Genomic DNA, 14237 nt, shown 5'->3' on the forward strand with positions numbered 1-14237 from the left:
AGAGTTTGGAGGAGTGCTACGATTGCACTCATCCAAAAAAGTTATAATGCTTTTGCTATAATTCTGTTGAGTCTCATTGCAAAATCTGCAGTATCATCAAGTTCTCTGCCATCAAAGAGTTTTGCCTGATCAAACAATACATGCGCTGCATCTTCAATCAGATTCTGATCACTCGAATCTTTTAATTTTGCAATCAATTCATGTTTAGGATTGATTTGTAAAATAGGTGCCGGCTCAGGCACTTCACCGCCCTGACCCATCTGTTTCATCATCTGTGCCATCATGTAAGAAGGGTCTTCTTTGTCTGTTTTTAAAGCAACAGGAGATTCTGTCAACTCCGTTGTCACTTCAACTTCTTTTATAGCTTCACCCAGTGTCTCTTTAAACTCTTTTGCAAGGCCTTCAAACTCTTTTTCAAGTTCTTCTTTTGCTTTTTTCTCTTCTTCACTCTCTTCAAATTTCGCATCTGATGCAGGAATAAGTTTATACTCTTTATATTCTGTCACCATCGGGAAAATGATAGTATCTACCTCTTCATTTAAGAGAAGCACATCGATACCGCGTGCCTTGAATTTTTCGAGCACAGGAGAGTGTTTGAGCATGTCAACAGAGCCTTTGTTCGCAAGATAATAAATCTCTTTTTTGTCTTCATCGACATTTTTCACAAACTCTTCGATAGTCGTCATTTCATCAGAATTCAACGTATGGAATTTGAGTAATTCTAAAATCTTTTCTCTGTTGGCAAAATCATTGTAAAGTCCTTCTTTAAGTACATTTCCAAACTCTTTATAGAATGTGTCATATTTTTCAGGCTCTTTTTTCATCATTTTAGCAAGTTCGGAAAGCACTTTTTTCACCGAAGCGTTTTTGATTTTTGCCATCACCGGATTGGACTGTAAAATTTCACGACTTACATTTAACGGTAAATCTTTTGAATCAATCACACCGCGTAAGAAACGTAGGTATGTAGGCATTAACTCTTTGTCATCATCTGTAATAAAGACACGGTTAATATAGAGTTTGATACCAGGCTGATAATCAACTCTGTAAATATCCATCGGTGCCTTGCTTGGGATATAAAAGAGTGTCGTGTACTCTATAGCACCCTCTGCTTTATGATGCATCCATTTTAACGGTTCTTCGTTTGAGTGTGCAAGTGTTTCATAAAAAGCTTTATAGTCTTCATCTTTTAATTCACTTTTGGCAATCGTCCAGAGTGCATTTGCAGAGTTAATTTGTACATTTTCTATTTCAGTGCGTGCAGGCTCTGTCTCTTTGCCCTCATCATCGGTAACAGCCGGAATATGCTTCTCTTTGTCCATAAAAATCGGGAACGGAATATGGTTAGAGTATTTTTTCACAACAGCCTCTATGCGATACTCTTCCAAAAACTCCTCTTCACCCTCTTTTAAATGAAGAATAATTTCTGTTCCGTGTCCCTCTTTTGTTGCTGCTTCTACTTCAAATTCACCGTTTCCGGTACTCGTCCATTTGTAAGCCTGATCTTCTCCTGCTTTTTTCGTGATGACCTCAACGCTGTCAGCCACCATAAATGCAGCATAAAAACCGACACCAAACTGACCAATCAGGTTAGAATCTACTTTTTGATCCCCTGTCAGATTTTCCAAGAATGCTTTTGTTCCTGATTTTGCAATTGTTCCGAGATTATTCAAAAGATCTACTTCGTTCATACCGATTCCGGTATCTGAAACAGTCAAAGTTTTTTTCTCTTTGTCTCTTTTGATATTTATTCTCGGATCAAACTTTATGCCTTTGTATGCTTCATTTGTTAAAACGAGCATATTCAGCTTGTCAAGTGCATCCGATGCATTGGAAATAAGTTCACGAAGGAAAATCTCCTTGTTGGAATAAAGTGAATGAATCATAAGTTGTAAAATCTGATTTGCTTCTGTTTGAAATTGATGTTTAGCCATAATAGTAATCCTTTTTTAAAATTTGACAGTATTTTACCAAAAAAAGTTAATAGTTGCAAGTTTTATCAATATTCTTTAGTCATTTTAACTCAAGTTTATAATATTTTTATTTTGCTATAATAACTTTATGAAAAATGATTATATAGATTTAATAGAACCTACTCCTGTTCTAAAGACAAAAAAATGTCAAATCATCGCTTTTTTACTAAAATTTTTATTGCAGTTTACTCCTGTGTTTACTGCTCTTATCGTCTGGTACATGTATGATTATTTTATAGCAGGCGCTACTTTGTTGATTACATTTATAGTTGTTGGCATTGTAAGAGCTAAAATGAGAAACAGTGTCATCCCTCTTTCTCAAAGAGAATATCACTATAATGATGAAGGGATAGCAAAATGGTTTACGGCAAAAGAATTATGCCCGAAAGAGAAAGATTAAGTACCTATTAAAGCATTGCGCGAATCATAATTGCATAATGCAGAACAAAAAGATTTAAAAAAAATATGAGCAGGGAAGTTCCGCGTGACAAAATGTTTTGTATTTTCGTTCGCTCTTTCCCGTTTGTGCGAAATGCAATAAAAAAATGAACTATTGTTGCCACGATTATAACAGCTACAATTATGAGTTTTTTGCGTAACTCCTGGACTATAATATTATCATCATGGGTCAAAAGCATATGGTACAAACCATTATCTACAATCATCACAGTACCGGTCAACAGTAAAACAACAATGGAAACCAATTCAAAGTAACCGAAAATAGGCCCTATTACCGGATAAACCTGTTGTTGTTTTTCTTTATCAAGCAGTGTAACACCCAAAATAAACATAAATATGGAACCGCCTATCCAGGCAATGGCAGCAATAAGATGAATATGTATAAATAAACCCAAATAAAATCCTTTAAATGAGTCCGTATAATATTATAATTTAAATAACGAAGTCTTGATATACAACAATATTTTTTAAATTATTCTCTAAAGCATCTTCCAATCTGCAAAACAGTTCATATATCATGTTTGCATAATCTTTTGCTTCATATTCTTTAGAGTGAATCGTACTTATATAATAATCATTATTTGAGTTTAGATGCAAGAGATTGTAGTTTATGTTTTCGGCGGCTTTGATATAATGTTCCTCATCCACAGAATCCTGAATGATACAATGAAGTTTATCATTTAAGGTAATAAATTTATCGGTACTTCTTAATCTCTTTTTTAATTCGTTAAAATCTATTGCAATTTTACATTCACAATATATTGCAATGAAGGAAAACTCACTGCCATACCGCTCTTTTCTGTAAAAGAACTCTTGTCCTTCTTCTTTAAGAACTTCCATATACTGATGTTCATTTTTTCTTATTTCTGCTATTACCTGTAACATGATTCTACTCCTATGACATACAAGATTATAATCTATTAAAATAAATAAGCCCTTATTAATGACCAAAATGCTATTATCTCTATTAAAAAGTAAACTATATTATGGCATTAATTGATCTACAAAAAATCAGCAAACACTATTCGGCACAAAAAATTCTCACTGAGGTTGACTTTCATGTGGATGCAGGTGAGCGTATAGTCATCATCGGAAAAAACGGCAGTGGAAAATCCACCTTGATGAAAATACTCAACGGGACACTCATACCTGATGGCGGACGCCGTATCATCAAAAATGATTTGGAAATCAAAATGCTGGATCAGCGTCCGGCATTTGAAGAAGGCCACACTGTCCGTCAGGCAGTTGAAGCAGGTCTTAAAGAGCTCAATGCCGCAAAAGAACGCTACAATGAACTCTCACTGCTTTTAAGTGAAGATTTTGGAAACAAACTGCTTTTGGAAGAGCATGAAAAGCTCTCTCGCTATATTGAACATCATAATGCCTGGAATCTGGATGATAAAATAGAGCGTATCATTGGGCATTTTCAGCTCAAACCTTATGAAAACAAGCCTGTTATGCTCTTAAGCGGAGGCGAACAGCGGCGTGTGGCACTTGCTTCACTCCTTTTGCAAAAACCGGATGTCCTGCTTCTTGATGAACCGACGAACCATCTTGATGTTTATATGGTTGAATTTTTAGAAGAGCTGATTCTCAAAGAGAAATTCACTCTTGTTTTTATCTCGCATGACCGATATTTCATTGACCGAATTGCGACAAAGAGTGTTGAAGTCGAAGACTGCATTTTGCGTGAATACAAGGGCGGATACAATGACTACCTCACACAAAAAGAGGAGTACCTCAGAACCCTGCAAAAGCAGCATGACAATCTGCTGGGCATTCTAAAAAGAGAAAACGAGTGGTTTGCCAGAGGGGTGCGTGCAAGGCTCAAACGAAACGAAGGGCGCAAAGAGCGTTTGATGCAACTGCGCGAAGAGGCAAAAACAAATCCTGCCAAAATCAGAAAAATGTCTGTAGAACTCCAAAGAGAAGCAAAACATTTTAACCGTGACAAAAGCGTCAACAAACAAAAAATGCTTTTTGAAGTCGAAGATCTGTCTCTCAAACTCGGTGACAAAGAGCTGTTACACGGCTTTACAACACGCATACTCCAAAAAGATGTCATCGCCATTGTCGGGCCCAACGGCAGTGGAAAATCAACACTGCTAAAAGCTCTGCTTGGACGCATAGAGCCGACAAGCGGCAAGATAAAACGCGGAGAATTCAAAGTAGGCTATTTTGACCAGCACAGAGAGATGCTTGATGATGACAAAAACCTCATAGAGACTTTTTGTCCCCACGGTGGCGACCGTGTCAATGTACGAGGCAGTGATTTACATGTATACGGCTACCTTAAAAACTTTCTCTTTCCGCGTGAATTTTTAGACAAAAAGATAGGTGTACTCAGTGGCGGCGAGAAAAACCGTGTTGCCCTTGCTCTGCTTTTTACACAGGATGTTGACATCCTCATTTTGGATGAGCCGACCAATGATCTGGATATTCCTACAATTAACATTCTCGAAGAGCAGTTGACAAATTTTCCCGGTGCCGTCATTATTGTATCGCATGACAGATACTTTGTCGACAAAATCGCAAAAAAACTCTTTATTTTTAAGCCGGACAAAACCATTGAAGAATCACATCAGCAATACTCCGAGTATCTGGAGATAGAAAAAGAGCTGCAAGAGCTGCACACTATGGAAAAAGAGGCGACAAAAAAAGAGGAAAAACCGCGTTTACATGTAACGCAAAAACCAAAAACCTTAAAACTGACGTTTAAAGAAAAAATAGCCCTGGAAAAACTCCCGGCCGAGATAGAAGAACTAGAAGCAAAAATAGAAGAAAAAAACACCTGTTTATCCGATCCGAAATGTTATGAGGAGACAGGTCTGAGCAAACTTGCCAAAGAGTTGGCAGATATGGAAGCGTTGTATGAGCAAAAAGTTGAAGAGCTTTTAACAATTCAGGAAAAAGAAGAAGAGATTAACAATGGATGAACAAGAGTATAAAGAAAAACGCGCCCAAGAGGTCAGCCAACTCGGAGCCGGACATACAGAGTACAAATATGAATATGCACCCGAACTTTTAGAAACTTTTGAAAATGTTCATCCTGAAATGGACTACTGGGTGACACTCAATGCAGACGAATTCACATCACTTTGCCCTAAAACAAATCAGCCGGATTTTGGAACACTCATTATCAACTATATTCCTGATGTAAAAATGGTGGAAAGCAAATCACTCAAACTCTATCTTTTTAGTTTTATCAACAGTGGTGAGTTTCATGAAGACGTCGTCAATAAAATAGGCAAAGATTTGGTCGCCTTGATGCAGCCGAAGTATCTTGAAGTTGTAGGTCTGTTTTACCCACGAGGCAATATCAGCATCCATCCGACTTTCAGTTATGCAAAAGAGGAAGACAAATACAAAGAGATAGAAAAATACAGATTTTTAAACAGAAATCTCAATCCGCAAAGAGTAGGATAATATGCAATTAACACCTTTACATGTAAAAGAAAATACAGGCATACAGTATATGTCTCGTGAACTTCTGTTTCTGGCACACAGCGGACAGCCTTACAGAGGAACTGTTTACATCAACTTTACCAGCAGTGGTGAGACCTTTGATTTACGTAATTTTAAAAAATACCTGACCTCACTCAGAGACAAAAAGTTTACTGCCGAAGATATTGCTTTTGAAATCTATGAGACAATTACACAAAGTATACAGACAAAGAATCTGGGTGTAGTAGTTGATTTGAGCGCACGCGGAGGTTTGCAACAGCGACTCTGTTACGGAGCAGACTTTATACCTGTAAAAAAAGAAAATATCTTTCAGGTATAATAAAAAAGACGCACAGCCCAGACTGCAGTGACTCTTCGGAATCGGCACTTCCGTGCCGACCGTTCCAACTTAGAGAAAAACTCCTTATTTATTCGCATCCTGTAAAGAATCAGCGATTAAAAATGCCAACTCTAATGACTGATCAGCATTGAGACGCGGGTCACAGTGTGTATGATAACGAGAACTTAAATCCTCTTCTGTTACAGTAAATGAACCGCCGATACACTCCGTAACATTTTTTCCTGTCATCTCCAAATGAACTCCGCCGGCAAATGTACCCTCAGCCTTATGTACCTGAAAGAACTGCTTCATCTCGGTTAATATAGCATCAACAGGACGTGTTTTATAGTTGTTGGATGATTTTATAGTATTTCCGTGCATTGGGTCACATGACCAGACAACGTTGAGTCCCTCTCTCTCAACAGCACGAATCAATGCAGGCATATGCTCGCCGACTTTGTTCGCACCCATTCTCACAATGATATTGAGACGCCCTGCTTCATTTTCAGGATTTACCGCCTGAGCCAACCGTACCAGATCATCCGGGTTCATAGTAGGTCCCGCTTTAATGCCTATAGGGTTTTTAATGCCTTTCATATACTCAACATGCGCACCGTCAAGCTGGCGTGTTCTATCCCCTATCCATACCATGTGTGCTGCAGTATTATACCAGTCACCGGTAAGAGAATCCTGTCTTGTAAAAGCCTCTTCATACGGTAAAAGCAGTGCTTCATGGGAAGTAAAAAAATCTGTTTCACGCAATGTTCTGTATGTTTTAGAAGTAACACCACAGGCTTCCATAAACTTTAATGATTTTTCTATATCCTCTGCCAATGCTTCGTATTTCTCACCCACTTCACTTTTATGGGCAAAATCCAGGTTCCACTTACTGACCTGGTGCAAGTCAGCCAATCCGCCTGATGCAAAAGCACGGAGCAGATTTTGTGTAGCCGTTGCCTGGTTATAGGCTCTTATCATACGTTCCGGATCCGGTGTACGTGACTTTTCGTCAAAGTCTATACCGTTAATAATATCCCCACGGTAAGAGTCAAGAGTAATATCCCCTTTTGTTTCCGTATCTGAGGAACGCGGTTTTGCAAACTGACCGCCGAGACGTCCTACTTTTACAACAGGAAGTCCGCCGGCATAGGTCATAACAACCGCCATTTGCATCAAGGCTTTAAAAGTATCGCGAATATTATCTGCATGAAATTCACTGAAACTCTCGGCACAGTCACCGCCTTGCAGTAAAAAAGCCTTTCCCTGTGACACATTGGCCAACTGTTCTTTCAATGAACGTGCTTCTCCTGCAAATACCAATGGCGGGTAGCTTTTCAACTCTTTTAAAACAGCTTCAAGTTTTGCTTTATCAGGATATGTCGGTTGTTGTAATATCGGTTTTTCTCTCCAGCTAGACGGGCTCCAAGTGCTCATTATCAGACCTTATATATTATTGTTTTTGGAATTTTATCAAAAAATAGCTAAAATTGCTATGAGAAAAGCTTTTTTTATGCTTAAATTAGTATAATTGTGAATATTTTTATTTGGAGATTTATGACAAAAAGTGACTTAAAATCATTAGTAACTCAAATGTATCATGAGCTGCTTGAAAATATTGACACACAACAAGAGCCTAACAAGGAACAGGTTATCACCTATTTGCAGGATGCTGTGATGACTATTCAAAATATAAATGACGGGGATATAGACTCAGTAGAACATGCAAAGCTGGCATTCACCAACACTTATAAAGAAATTGCAAATAAAACACTTTTATCATATCAACATACAAACAACAAATTTGCCAAACTGACTCAAATTCATGAAGAGACTATTCACAGCTATGAAAATCAGCTCATAGATATGCCTTCAATAAAAGAAAAGTTTGATGAGATTCAAAATCACATGGCAAAAGAGGTACAACGCGCAAATCAGGTTATATCAGAGTTAAGCACACAGGTAAAAAAACTTGAAGAGAGCTCAAACCTGGATTCTTTGACAAAAATATTCAACAGACGGGCACTTGATACATACCTTCAAAAACTCTGTGCAAAAAAAGAATTAGAGTATGAACTGCACATACTTCTTCTGGATATAGATGATTTCAAACATATCAATGATAAATACGGACATATTGCAGGTGATAAAATACTGATTTTTGTTGCCAGACTTTTAAGAAAAACATTGCGTGACGGTGATAAAGTTTTTCGTTACGGTGGCGAAGAGTTCTTGATTATACTCAACAGAATAGATGCACAAACCTGCCAAAAAATTGCAAGAAGAATTTTAACGCTTATCAGTTCAAATCAACTCTTTTATCAGGGAAAATCTTTGAAAGTAACCATGAGTCTGGGTGCGACAATGTACTATCCTGGCGATACGGCGGAAACACTTATAGAAAGAGCTGACAAGGCACTGTACAAATCCAAGCAAAACGGAAAAAATCAAATGCATATGGAAGTGAAAAATGGAATTTAACTATTTTGACATTATTGTAGGAGTTGTCATTCTGCTCCTGGGTTTAAAAGGAATACTGAACGGGTTTTTTAAAGAAATTTTCGGACTCATTGGTATCATAGGCGGTATATTCGTAGCATCCAGATTTGGTGATGATGTCGGACTGTATCTGAGTAATACGATATTTAAATTTTCAAACGAATCGGCTATAAGTTTTACAGGTTTTCTGGTAACACTGGCACTTTTTTGGCTGGTAATGGTTCTTATAGGGTTTGCATTTAAAAAGTTAAGCGCAGTAAGCGGTCTTGGTCCGATAGACAAAATTTTGGGATTTATCGTAGGTTCAAGCAAGTTTTTTCTTATAGCAGCAGTTATTGCTTATGCGGTTTATAATGTCAAGGCAATAAGAACGACACTTGATTCTGCACTCAAAACAAGTATACTCTTTCCTGTTTTAGTCGAAACAGGAAAATATATTATGAAAATAGACCCTACGGATATTTCAAATGATATCAATACAACAATCTCACAGGGCAGTGCTGATATGCAACAAAAAATTGAAGACAACATCTCAGCAGCAGCCTTGCAGCAAATTGACACTATCAAAAATCAAATAAAAGAGAAATAATTATGATACATGTAACGACAAACTTCAACAATAAAACCATGGAATATGAAGAACTGCTGAATGATTTCAAAAAATTATTAAAAAAGAATAATCTCAAATTTACGATTCAGCGTGAAGTGATATTGGAAACTCTGTACAATTCGGATGAACATCTGACTCCTGAAGATTTACATCATCTCCTGCAAAACAAATACCCGGAACTAAAAACAGGTATAGCAACTGTTTACAGAACACTTTCGCTTCTTGAAGACTCCCAGGTTGTTACCTCACTTTCATTTGGAGCACAGGGAAAAAAATACGAACTTGGTGTAAAAATACATCACGACCACCTCATCTGTACAGAATGTGGAAAAATCACAGAATTTTTGGATGATGAGATAGAAAAGCGCCAACATATAATCACAAAAAAATTCGGTTTTAAAATGACTGACCACTCTATGCAGATATATGGCGTTTGTAAAGAGTGCCAAGAAAAAGAAAACAACTAAGAAAGAAGGAAAACTATTGATTTTTGAAAATAAATACATACAGCAAAGAATAGAAAAAGCAAATGCATTAAAAGATGCAGGGTACAATCCTTATGCAAATGATTCACAAAGAAATACAACTATCGAAAAATATTTGAATGTCAACTCTGATGTGGCCGAGATGGAAAACAAACGTGACGAAAAGCGTCACTACATTGTAAGCGGGCGTATAAAGTTTCTTCGTATTATGGGAAAAGCAAGTTTTGTAAAGATTGAAGATGAAAGCGGTATGCTACAGGTTTATATTACACGCGACAATCTTCCTGAGGGTTTCTACAACACTATGTTTAAAAAAAACATAGAAGTCGGAGATATCATTGAAGTCGGCGGTTTTCCTTTTGTAACAGGACAGGGAGAACTCTCTTTGCATGTAGACAGTTTCAAACTCCTGACAAAAGCCATCTCACCGCTTCCTGAAAAATTTCACGGTATTACTGACAAAGAGATTCGTTACAGAAAACGCTATCTTGATCTGATTATGAATGCGGAAGTCAGAAAAACTTTTCAAATCCGTTCCCGCGTTATCTCTTTGACACGCCGTTTCTTTGAGGACAAAGGTTTTTTGGAAGTGGAAACACCTATGATGCATCCTATTGCCGGCGGGGCCAATGCCAAACCTTTTGTTACACATCATAATGCACTCGGTGTTGACAGATACCTCAGAATTGCACCGGAACTTTACCTTAAAAGGCTCATTGTCGGCGGTTTTGAAGCCGTTTTTGAAATCAACCGTAACTTTAGAAATGAGGGGATGGATGCAACACATAACCCTGAATTCACCTCTATAGAGTTTTACTGGGCATACAAAACATACAAAGATTTAATCGAAATCACAAAAGAGTACTTCCAGTACCTTTTTGAACATTTAAATCTGCCGACACTCTTGCCTTACGGTGATTTGGAAGTCAATTTTGCAAACTTCCAGGAGATTCCTCTTATAGAGTCTTTAACAACGATTGGCGGAGTTCCTGCAGATGTTACAAAAGACAAAGAAAAAATCATTGCCTATTTGAATGAAAAAGGTATTACGGTTAAACCCGGAATGAATTTGGGGCAGCTTCAGGGTGAACTTTTTGATGAATTTGTTGAGAAAAAACTGATAGACCCTACTTTTATTACAGAGTATCCTGTTGAAATTTCTCCGCTTGCTCGCAGAAGTGATGCACATCCTGAAATTACAGAGAGGTTTGAACTCTTTATAGCAGGCCGTGAAATTGCCAATGCTTTCAGTGAGTTAAATGACCCAATAGACCAACTTGCACGTTTTGAAGGACAGATGGCTGCAAAAGAGAGCGGAGATGACGAAGCCCATGAAATGGACAGTGATTTTGTTGAAGCACTCAGCTATGGCATGGCACCAACAGCGGGACAGGGAATAGGAATAGACAGACTTGTAATGTTGCTGACAAATGAGCACAGCATAAGAGATGTTTTACTCTTCCCTGCTATGAAACCTGTACAGGAAGAAAACACAAAAGAAGAGGAAGAGTAAAAATACTCTTTCCTCCCCCCCATCTTCTGCTGATTACAGCTTCTCTGGAGTCAGCCCTGCACTCTCTAAAAAATGACGCAGTTCTACCACTATCTCTTTTGAAATATTTGTATCTTGATGAGGAAGAGGCATAACATACTCTTTGTCATTTAAAAATATTTTTACATGATGATTTTTTGTCATCTCTATTTTTGCACCATAATGTTCTAAAGCATGTATTAGTTTTTTATAATCAATATTAGATGAAAGCGGATGCTCAAATACTTTTTCTATTTTTGCTTTGTGTTTACTCATGGGTAAATCCTTTTCTTTTTTATTTATAGTGCTATTATAACATGCAGACAGAGAAACTTTTGCTACTTAGTTTGCATTTTTTTCAAAACCAGGAATGCAGTGCCGGAACTCACCGTTTTTTCTCCACTCTCAGCCAGGACTGCAGAAAAAAATTCAGTTTTTTTCTAAGTCATGCTTTAGCATAGAAAGTCCGGGTTTCGAAATATTCCGGAATCGGTACTTTAGTGCCGACTGTTGTTACATCCTTGTCACTCTCAGCCCACCCTAAAGGATGGGTTCCAGAAAAATAATATGCTTTTTCCCAACCTAATGCATCAAGACTGAAGTCCGAGGGTTCCGAAATATTCCGGAATCGGTACTCTGCTTTTACTCCTTTTTTGCTACTCTGTTCTTTTTTTAAAGATAAGCAGTGTTTTGTCTTGTGTATCATAAAGAGAAAAAGTCTGTTTTTCCACAAGTTTGAGTTTTGAAAGTTTTTGAAATATCTGTATTTTATGAAAATACTGCACAATTGTATCTTGCTGTTTTGTATAACTTCCATCTTCTTTTTTTTCAAAAAGTGTGAATTTTGTATGCAGTTCATTGTTTTGAAATATGGCATCGACATTTAAAAATTCTTCTTCATTTTCACTGCTCATCGTTCCTTCTGCCACATCACTGAAACCATAAAGCGTATTGATATCAGCGATAAAAACACCCTCATCACTGAGTTTGTCCGCAACCGATTCCAAAAAAGAAAGAAGACTCTCTCTGTCCATAAAATTTAAAACATCAAAAATACTTACAATGGCATCAAATTTGCCATCAACCTCTTTTATATCAATGCACTCGGCGTCAAATCCCTGCTCTTTACACTCAGCAACCATTACAGCACTCAAATCAATGCCTTTACATGTAACACCGTCGCTACTCATTCGCTGCATAAATCCGCCACGACCGCATCCGACATCCAGCAGTGTTTTTACACTATAGTCATCCAGTTCCGAGCGGTATAAATCATAGAGTGCCTCTGTAGCCTCTTCTATACCTAAAAGATGTTCTGCCTTGGCATAAAGATCAAGATTAGTCATTTTCTGCTTTTATAACTTCATTAATTTTTTCGTAAATATCCAAAACTTCATCTTTTTTGGCAATATAACTGTTCTTGTTTGCTATTAAATAGGTCGAACTTGTCATAATGTCCTGCACAACTTCCAAGCCGTTTTGTTTCATAGTCGTTCCCGTTTCAACAATATCTACTATCATATCTGCAAGACCGATTAACGGGGCAAGTTCTATAGAACCGTAAAGCTTTATAATTTCTACACTCACAGCCCGTTCTTCAAAGTAACGCTTTGTAATGTTGACCATTTTGGAGGCTACTTTAAGCTCTGGTTTTGTCAAATCAAACTTTTCACCCCTTCTCATGCCTATTGCCACTTTACAAATGCCACGACGCAAATCGAGCAGACGGACAACATCAAGTCCCTGTTCTTCCAGGGTATCAAGCCCGACAACCCCAATATCAGCTGCCTGATGGTATACATAGGTTGCCACATCTTGATTACGCACAAGTAAAAAACGAAATTTCGACGTCTCAAGAATTAGTTTTCTGTCATCAAATTTAAAACTGTCACCAAAAATAGTTTCAAAAATTTCCAAAGTTTCTTTGGCTATACGACCTTTTGGCAGTGCAACTGTTAGCATTGTCTATCCTCATTCTGTAATATAATCTTTTTCATAGAGTTGAAAATCAGTTTTTCATCGACTTTTGCATCTCTAAATATCTTTTTAAATTCCAAGGCATCGCCACCTGTCAAGATGACCGGCAGGTTATTGGACATTACTTCACTATAGAGTGTTTTTAAATATCCGTAACTTATGGCATCTTGTGAATTTTTTGGCATTATATCCAAGTCACACTCAAAGTTAAATGAATATGCCAGCGCAGGAGAAATATTCTCATAGGTTTTTTGCATTGCTTTAATTCCCGGGTAAATAAAACCGCCCATGAATTGTCCGTTTTTTACAACATCAACAGTCACAGCACTCCCCGCATCAATAATAATACCGTCGGAAACAGACTCTACGGCAAAAATTCTGTCAATTCCCATAGTCTGATAATATTTTTTTTTATCAATATATTCAGATAAATCTATCCAGTTTGGCAAAGACTGCAAGTTTACATGCAGAGCCTTGTTCACACAAATATAATAGACTTTTTCTTTTATACAGGAGGGGTCAAAACTCTTTACATGTTCTTTATAGTCTCTGTTTTCATCATAAAAATGATAGGAAGTATTGCCTATATCACACAAAAGCATTATTGGATTTTCCATCCTGCTTCTTTAAAAGCTTTTTGGGCTTTTGAGCATAAGGGTGCATCTATAAACAAAATCTTATGTTTAAAATTGTGTTCACAGTAGAGTGTCAACTTTGCATAAATCTCTTCAAATTTATGCACATCTTTCATCAATATTCTGCTCTTTTGGCTCACAGCAAAAATTGCCCAAAAATATCCGCGTATATCTGTTGCCTTATAAATTTTTATCTTATTTCTTATACCCAAATCTTTTGGAGAAATCTCCTGCATCTTTTTAAATATTTTACCCTTGTGTCTCAAAGAGTCTACAATCATTTGCAT

The 14237-nt window shown here is 37.3% G+C and carries 17 protein-coding genes; 8 read left to right on the forward strand and 9 right to left on the reverse strand.

Annotation, left to right across the window (positions count from 1 at the left end; translation table 11 throughout):
• Positions 1-41: 41 nt before the first annotated feature.
• Positions 42-1934: a molecular chaperone HtpG gene (gene htpG / locus ETP70_RS07580; RefSeq protein WP_151900621.1), complete on the reverse strand. Its 1893-nt coding sequence runs from the start codon at positions 1932-1934 to the stop codon at positions 42-44.
• A 127-nt stretch (positions 1935-2061) separates the two neighbouring features.
• Here htpG and ETP70_RS07585 point away from each other — a divergent pair, with 127 nt between their 5' ends.
• Positions 2062-2373, forward strand: coding sequence for a hypothetical protein (locus tag ETP70_RS07585; protein WP_151900622.1), 312 nt, complete (start codon positions 2062-2064; stop codon positions 2371-2373).
• A 7-nt stretch (positions 2374-2380) separates the two neighbouring features.
• Here the strand turns inward: ETP70_RS07585 and ETP70_RS07590 are convergent, their stop codons facing one another.
• Both ETP70_RS07590 and ETP70_RS07595 read right to left on the reverse strand, forming a co-directional pair.
• The gene (locus ETP70_RS07590) at positions 2381-2827 is read right to left on the reverse strand and encodes a hypothetical protein (RefSeq protein ID WP_151900623.1); all 447 of its coding nucleotides are present in this window, start codon (positions 2825-2827) and stop codon (positions 2381-2383) included.
• A gap of 37 nt (positions 2828-2864) precedes the next feature.
• The gene (locus ETP70_RS07595) at positions 2865-3317 is read right to left on the reverse strand and encodes a hypothetical protein (protein WP_151900624.1); all 453 of its coding nucleotides are present in this window, start codon (positions 3315-3317) and stop codon (positions 2865-2867) included.
• A 101-nt stretch (positions 3318-3418) separates the two neighbouring features.
• On the opposite strand from ETP70_RS07595, the gene ETP70_RS07600 reads away from it, so the two are divergent.
• From ETP70_RS07600 to ETP70_RS07610, 3 genes are read left to right on the forward strand one after another with little or no spacing between them, the layout of a single operon-like run.
• Complete coding sequence (locus tag ETP70_RS07600; protein WP_151900625.1) at positions 3419-5368, forward strand: ABC-F family ATP-binding cassette domain-containing protein; 1950 nt, start codon at positions 3419-3421, stop codon at positions 5366-5368.
• Positions 5361-5858, forward strand: a complete 498-nt coding sequence (gene queF / locus ETP70_RS07605; RefSeq protein ID WP_151900626.1) for a preQ(1) synthase — start codon at positions 5361-5363, stop codon at positions 5856-5858. Before ETP70_RS07600 ends, queF begins: the two co-directional genes overlap by 8 nt.
• 1 nt (position 5859) lies before the next feature.
• Positions 5860-6216, forward strand: a complete 357-nt coding sequence (locus ETP70_RS07610) for a hypothetical protein (protein WP_151900627.1) — start codon at positions 5860-5862, stop codon at positions 6214-6216.
• A gap of 84 nt (positions 6217-6300) precedes the next feature.
• Here the strand turns inward: ETP70_RS07610 and ETP70_RS07615 are convergent, their stop codons facing one another.
• Positions 6301-7650 carry a class II 3-deoxy-7-phosphoheptulonate synthase gene (locus ETP70_RS07615; RefSeq protein ID WP_151900628.1) on the reverse strand — a complete coding sequence of 450 codons (1350 nt, stop codon included), beginning with the start codon at positions 7648-7650 and terminating at the stop codon, positions 6301-6303.
• A 120-nt stretch (positions 7651-7770) separates the two neighbouring features.
• Here ETP70_RS07615 and ETP70_RS07620 point away from each other — a divergent pair, with 120 nt between their 5' ends.
• From ETP70_RS07620 to lysS, 4 genes are read left to right on the forward strand one after another with little or no spacing between them, the layout of a single operon-like run.
• Positions 7771-8694, forward strand: coding sequence for a GGDEF domain-containing protein (locus ETP70_RS07620; protein WP_151900629.1), 924 nt, complete (start codon positions 7771-7773; stop codon positions 8692-8694).
• Positions 8684-9301 (forward strand): CvpA family protein, encoded by a 618-nt coding sequence (locus ETP70_RS07625; protein WP_151900630.1) that lies wholly within the window; start codon positions 8684-8686, stop codon positions 9299-9301. The genes ETP70_RS07620 and ETP70_RS07625 overlap by 11 nt, the downstream gene beginning before the upstream one ends.
• Positions 9302-9303: 2 nt before the next feature.
• Positions 9304-9789, forward strand: a complete 486-nt coding sequence (locus tag ETP70_RS07630; RefSeq protein ID WP_151900631.1) for a Fur family transcriptional regulator — start codon at positions 9304-9306, stop codon at positions 9787-9789.
• Between the two features lie 16 nt (positions 9790-9805).
• Positions 9806-11320, forward strand: a complete 1515-nt coding sequence (gene lysS / locus ETP70_RS07635; RefSeq protein ID WP_151900632.1) for a lysine--tRNA ligase — start codon at positions 9806-9808, stop codon at positions 11318-11320.
• A 33-nt stretch (positions 11321-11353) separates the two neighbouring features.
• Here the strand turns inward: lysS and ETP70_RS07640 are convergent, their stop codons facing one another.
• The 5 genes from ETP70_RS07640 to ETP70_RS07665 all read right to left on the reverse strand — a co-directional run bounded on the left by ETP70_RS07640 (position 11354) and on the right by ETP70_RS07665 (position 14237).
• On the reverse strand, positions 11354-11614 hold the full coding sequence (locus tag ETP70_RS07640) for a hypothetical protein (RefSeq protein ID WP_151900633.1): 261 nt from the start codon (positions 11612-11614) through the stop codon (positions 11354-11356).
• A gap of 380 nt (positions 11615-11994) precedes the next feature.
• Positions 11995-12684, reverse strand: coding sequence for an SAM-dependent methyltransferase (locus ETP70_RS07650; protein WP_151900635.1), 690 nt, complete (start codon positions 12682-12684; stop codon positions 11995-11997).
• Positions 12677-13300 carry an ATP phosphoribosyltransferase gene (gene hisG, locus ETP70_RS07655; protein ID WP_151900636.1) on the reverse strand — a complete coding sequence of 208 codons (624 nt, stop codon included), beginning with the start codon at positions 13298-13300 and terminating at the stop codon, positions 12677-12679. The genes ETP70_RS07650 and hisG overlap by 8 nt, the downstream gene beginning before the upstream one ends.
• On the reverse strand, positions 13294-13932 hold the full coding sequence (locus ETP70_RS07660) for a type III pantothenate kinase (protein WP_230973240.1): 639 nt from the start codon (positions 13930-13932) through the stop codon (positions 13294-13296). The genes hisG and ETP70_RS07660 overlap by 7 nt, the downstream gene beginning before the upstream one ends.
• On the reverse strand, positions 13917-14237 hold the full coding sequence (locus ETP70_RS07665; RefSeq protein ID WP_151900637.1) for a hypothetical protein: 321 nt from the start codon (positions 14235-14237) through the stop codon (positions 13917-13919). The genes ETP70_RS07660 and ETP70_RS07665 overlap by 16 nt, the downstream gene beginning before the upstream one ends.

Source organism: Sulfurimonas hydrogeniphila, from assembly GCF_009068765.1.
Taxonomy (GTDB): Bacteria; Campylobacterota; Campylobacteria; order Campylobacterales; family Sulfurimonadaceae; genus Sulfurimonas; species Sulfurimonas hydrogeniphila.

Coding starts and splice junctions, on each gene's coding strand:
- htpG (WP_151900621.1), bottom strand. CDS start 1,934: ATGGCTAAACATCAATTTCAAACAGAAGCAAATCAGATTTTACAACTT.
- ETP70_RS07585 (WP_151900622.1), top strand. CDS start 2,062: ATGAAAAATGATTATATAGATTTAATAGAACCTACTCCTGTTCTAAAG.
- ETP70_RS07595 (WP_151900624.1), bottom strand. CDS start 3,317: ATGTTACAGGTAATAGCAGAAATAAGAAAAAATGAACATCAGTATATG.
- ETP70_RS07600 (WP_151900625.1), top strand. CDS start 3,419: ATGGCATTAATTGATCTACAAAAAATCAGCAAACACTATTCGGCACAA.
- queF (WP_151900626.1), top strand. CDS start 5,361: ATGGATGAACAAGAGTATAAAGAAAAACGCGCCCAAGAGGTCAGCCAA.
- ETP70_RS07610 (WP_151900627.1), top strand. CDS start 5,860: ATGCAATTAACACCTTTACATGTAAAAGAAAATACAGGCATACAGTAT.
- ETP70_RS07615 (WP_151900628.1), bottom strand. CDS start 7,650: ATGAGCACTTGGAGCCCGTCTAGCTGGAGAGAAAAACCGATATTACAA.
- ETP70_RS07620 (WP_151900629.1), top strand. CDS start 7,771: ATGACAAAAAGTGACTTAAAATCATTAGTAACTCAAATGTATCATGAG.
- ETP70_RS07625 (WP_151900630.1), top strand. CDS start 8,684: ATGGAATTTAACTATTTTGACATTATTGTAGGAGTTGTCATTCTGCTC.
- ETP70_RS07630 (WP_151900631.1), top strand. CDS start 9,304: ATGATACATGTAACGACAAACTTCAACAATAAAACCATGGAATATGAA.
- ETP70_RS07640 (WP_151900633.1), bottom strand. CDS start 11,614: ATGAGTAAACACAAAGCAAAAATAGAAAAAGTATTTGAGCATCCGCTT.
- ETP70_RS07650 (WP_151900635.1), bottom strand. CDS start 12,684: ATGACTAATCTTGATCTTTATGCCAAGGCAGAACATCTTTTAGGTATA.
- hisG (WP_151900636.1), bottom strand. CDS start 13,300: ATGCTAACAGTTGCACTGCCAAAAGGTCGTATAGCCAAAGAAACTTTG.
- ETP70_RS07660 (WP_230973240.1), bottom strand. CDS start 13,932: ATGGAAAATCCAATAATGCTTTTGTGTGATATAGGCAATACTTCCTAT.
- ETP70_RS07665 (WP_151900637.1), bottom strand. CDS start 14,237: ATGCAAATGATTGTAGACTCTTTGAGACACAAGGGTAAAATATTTAAA.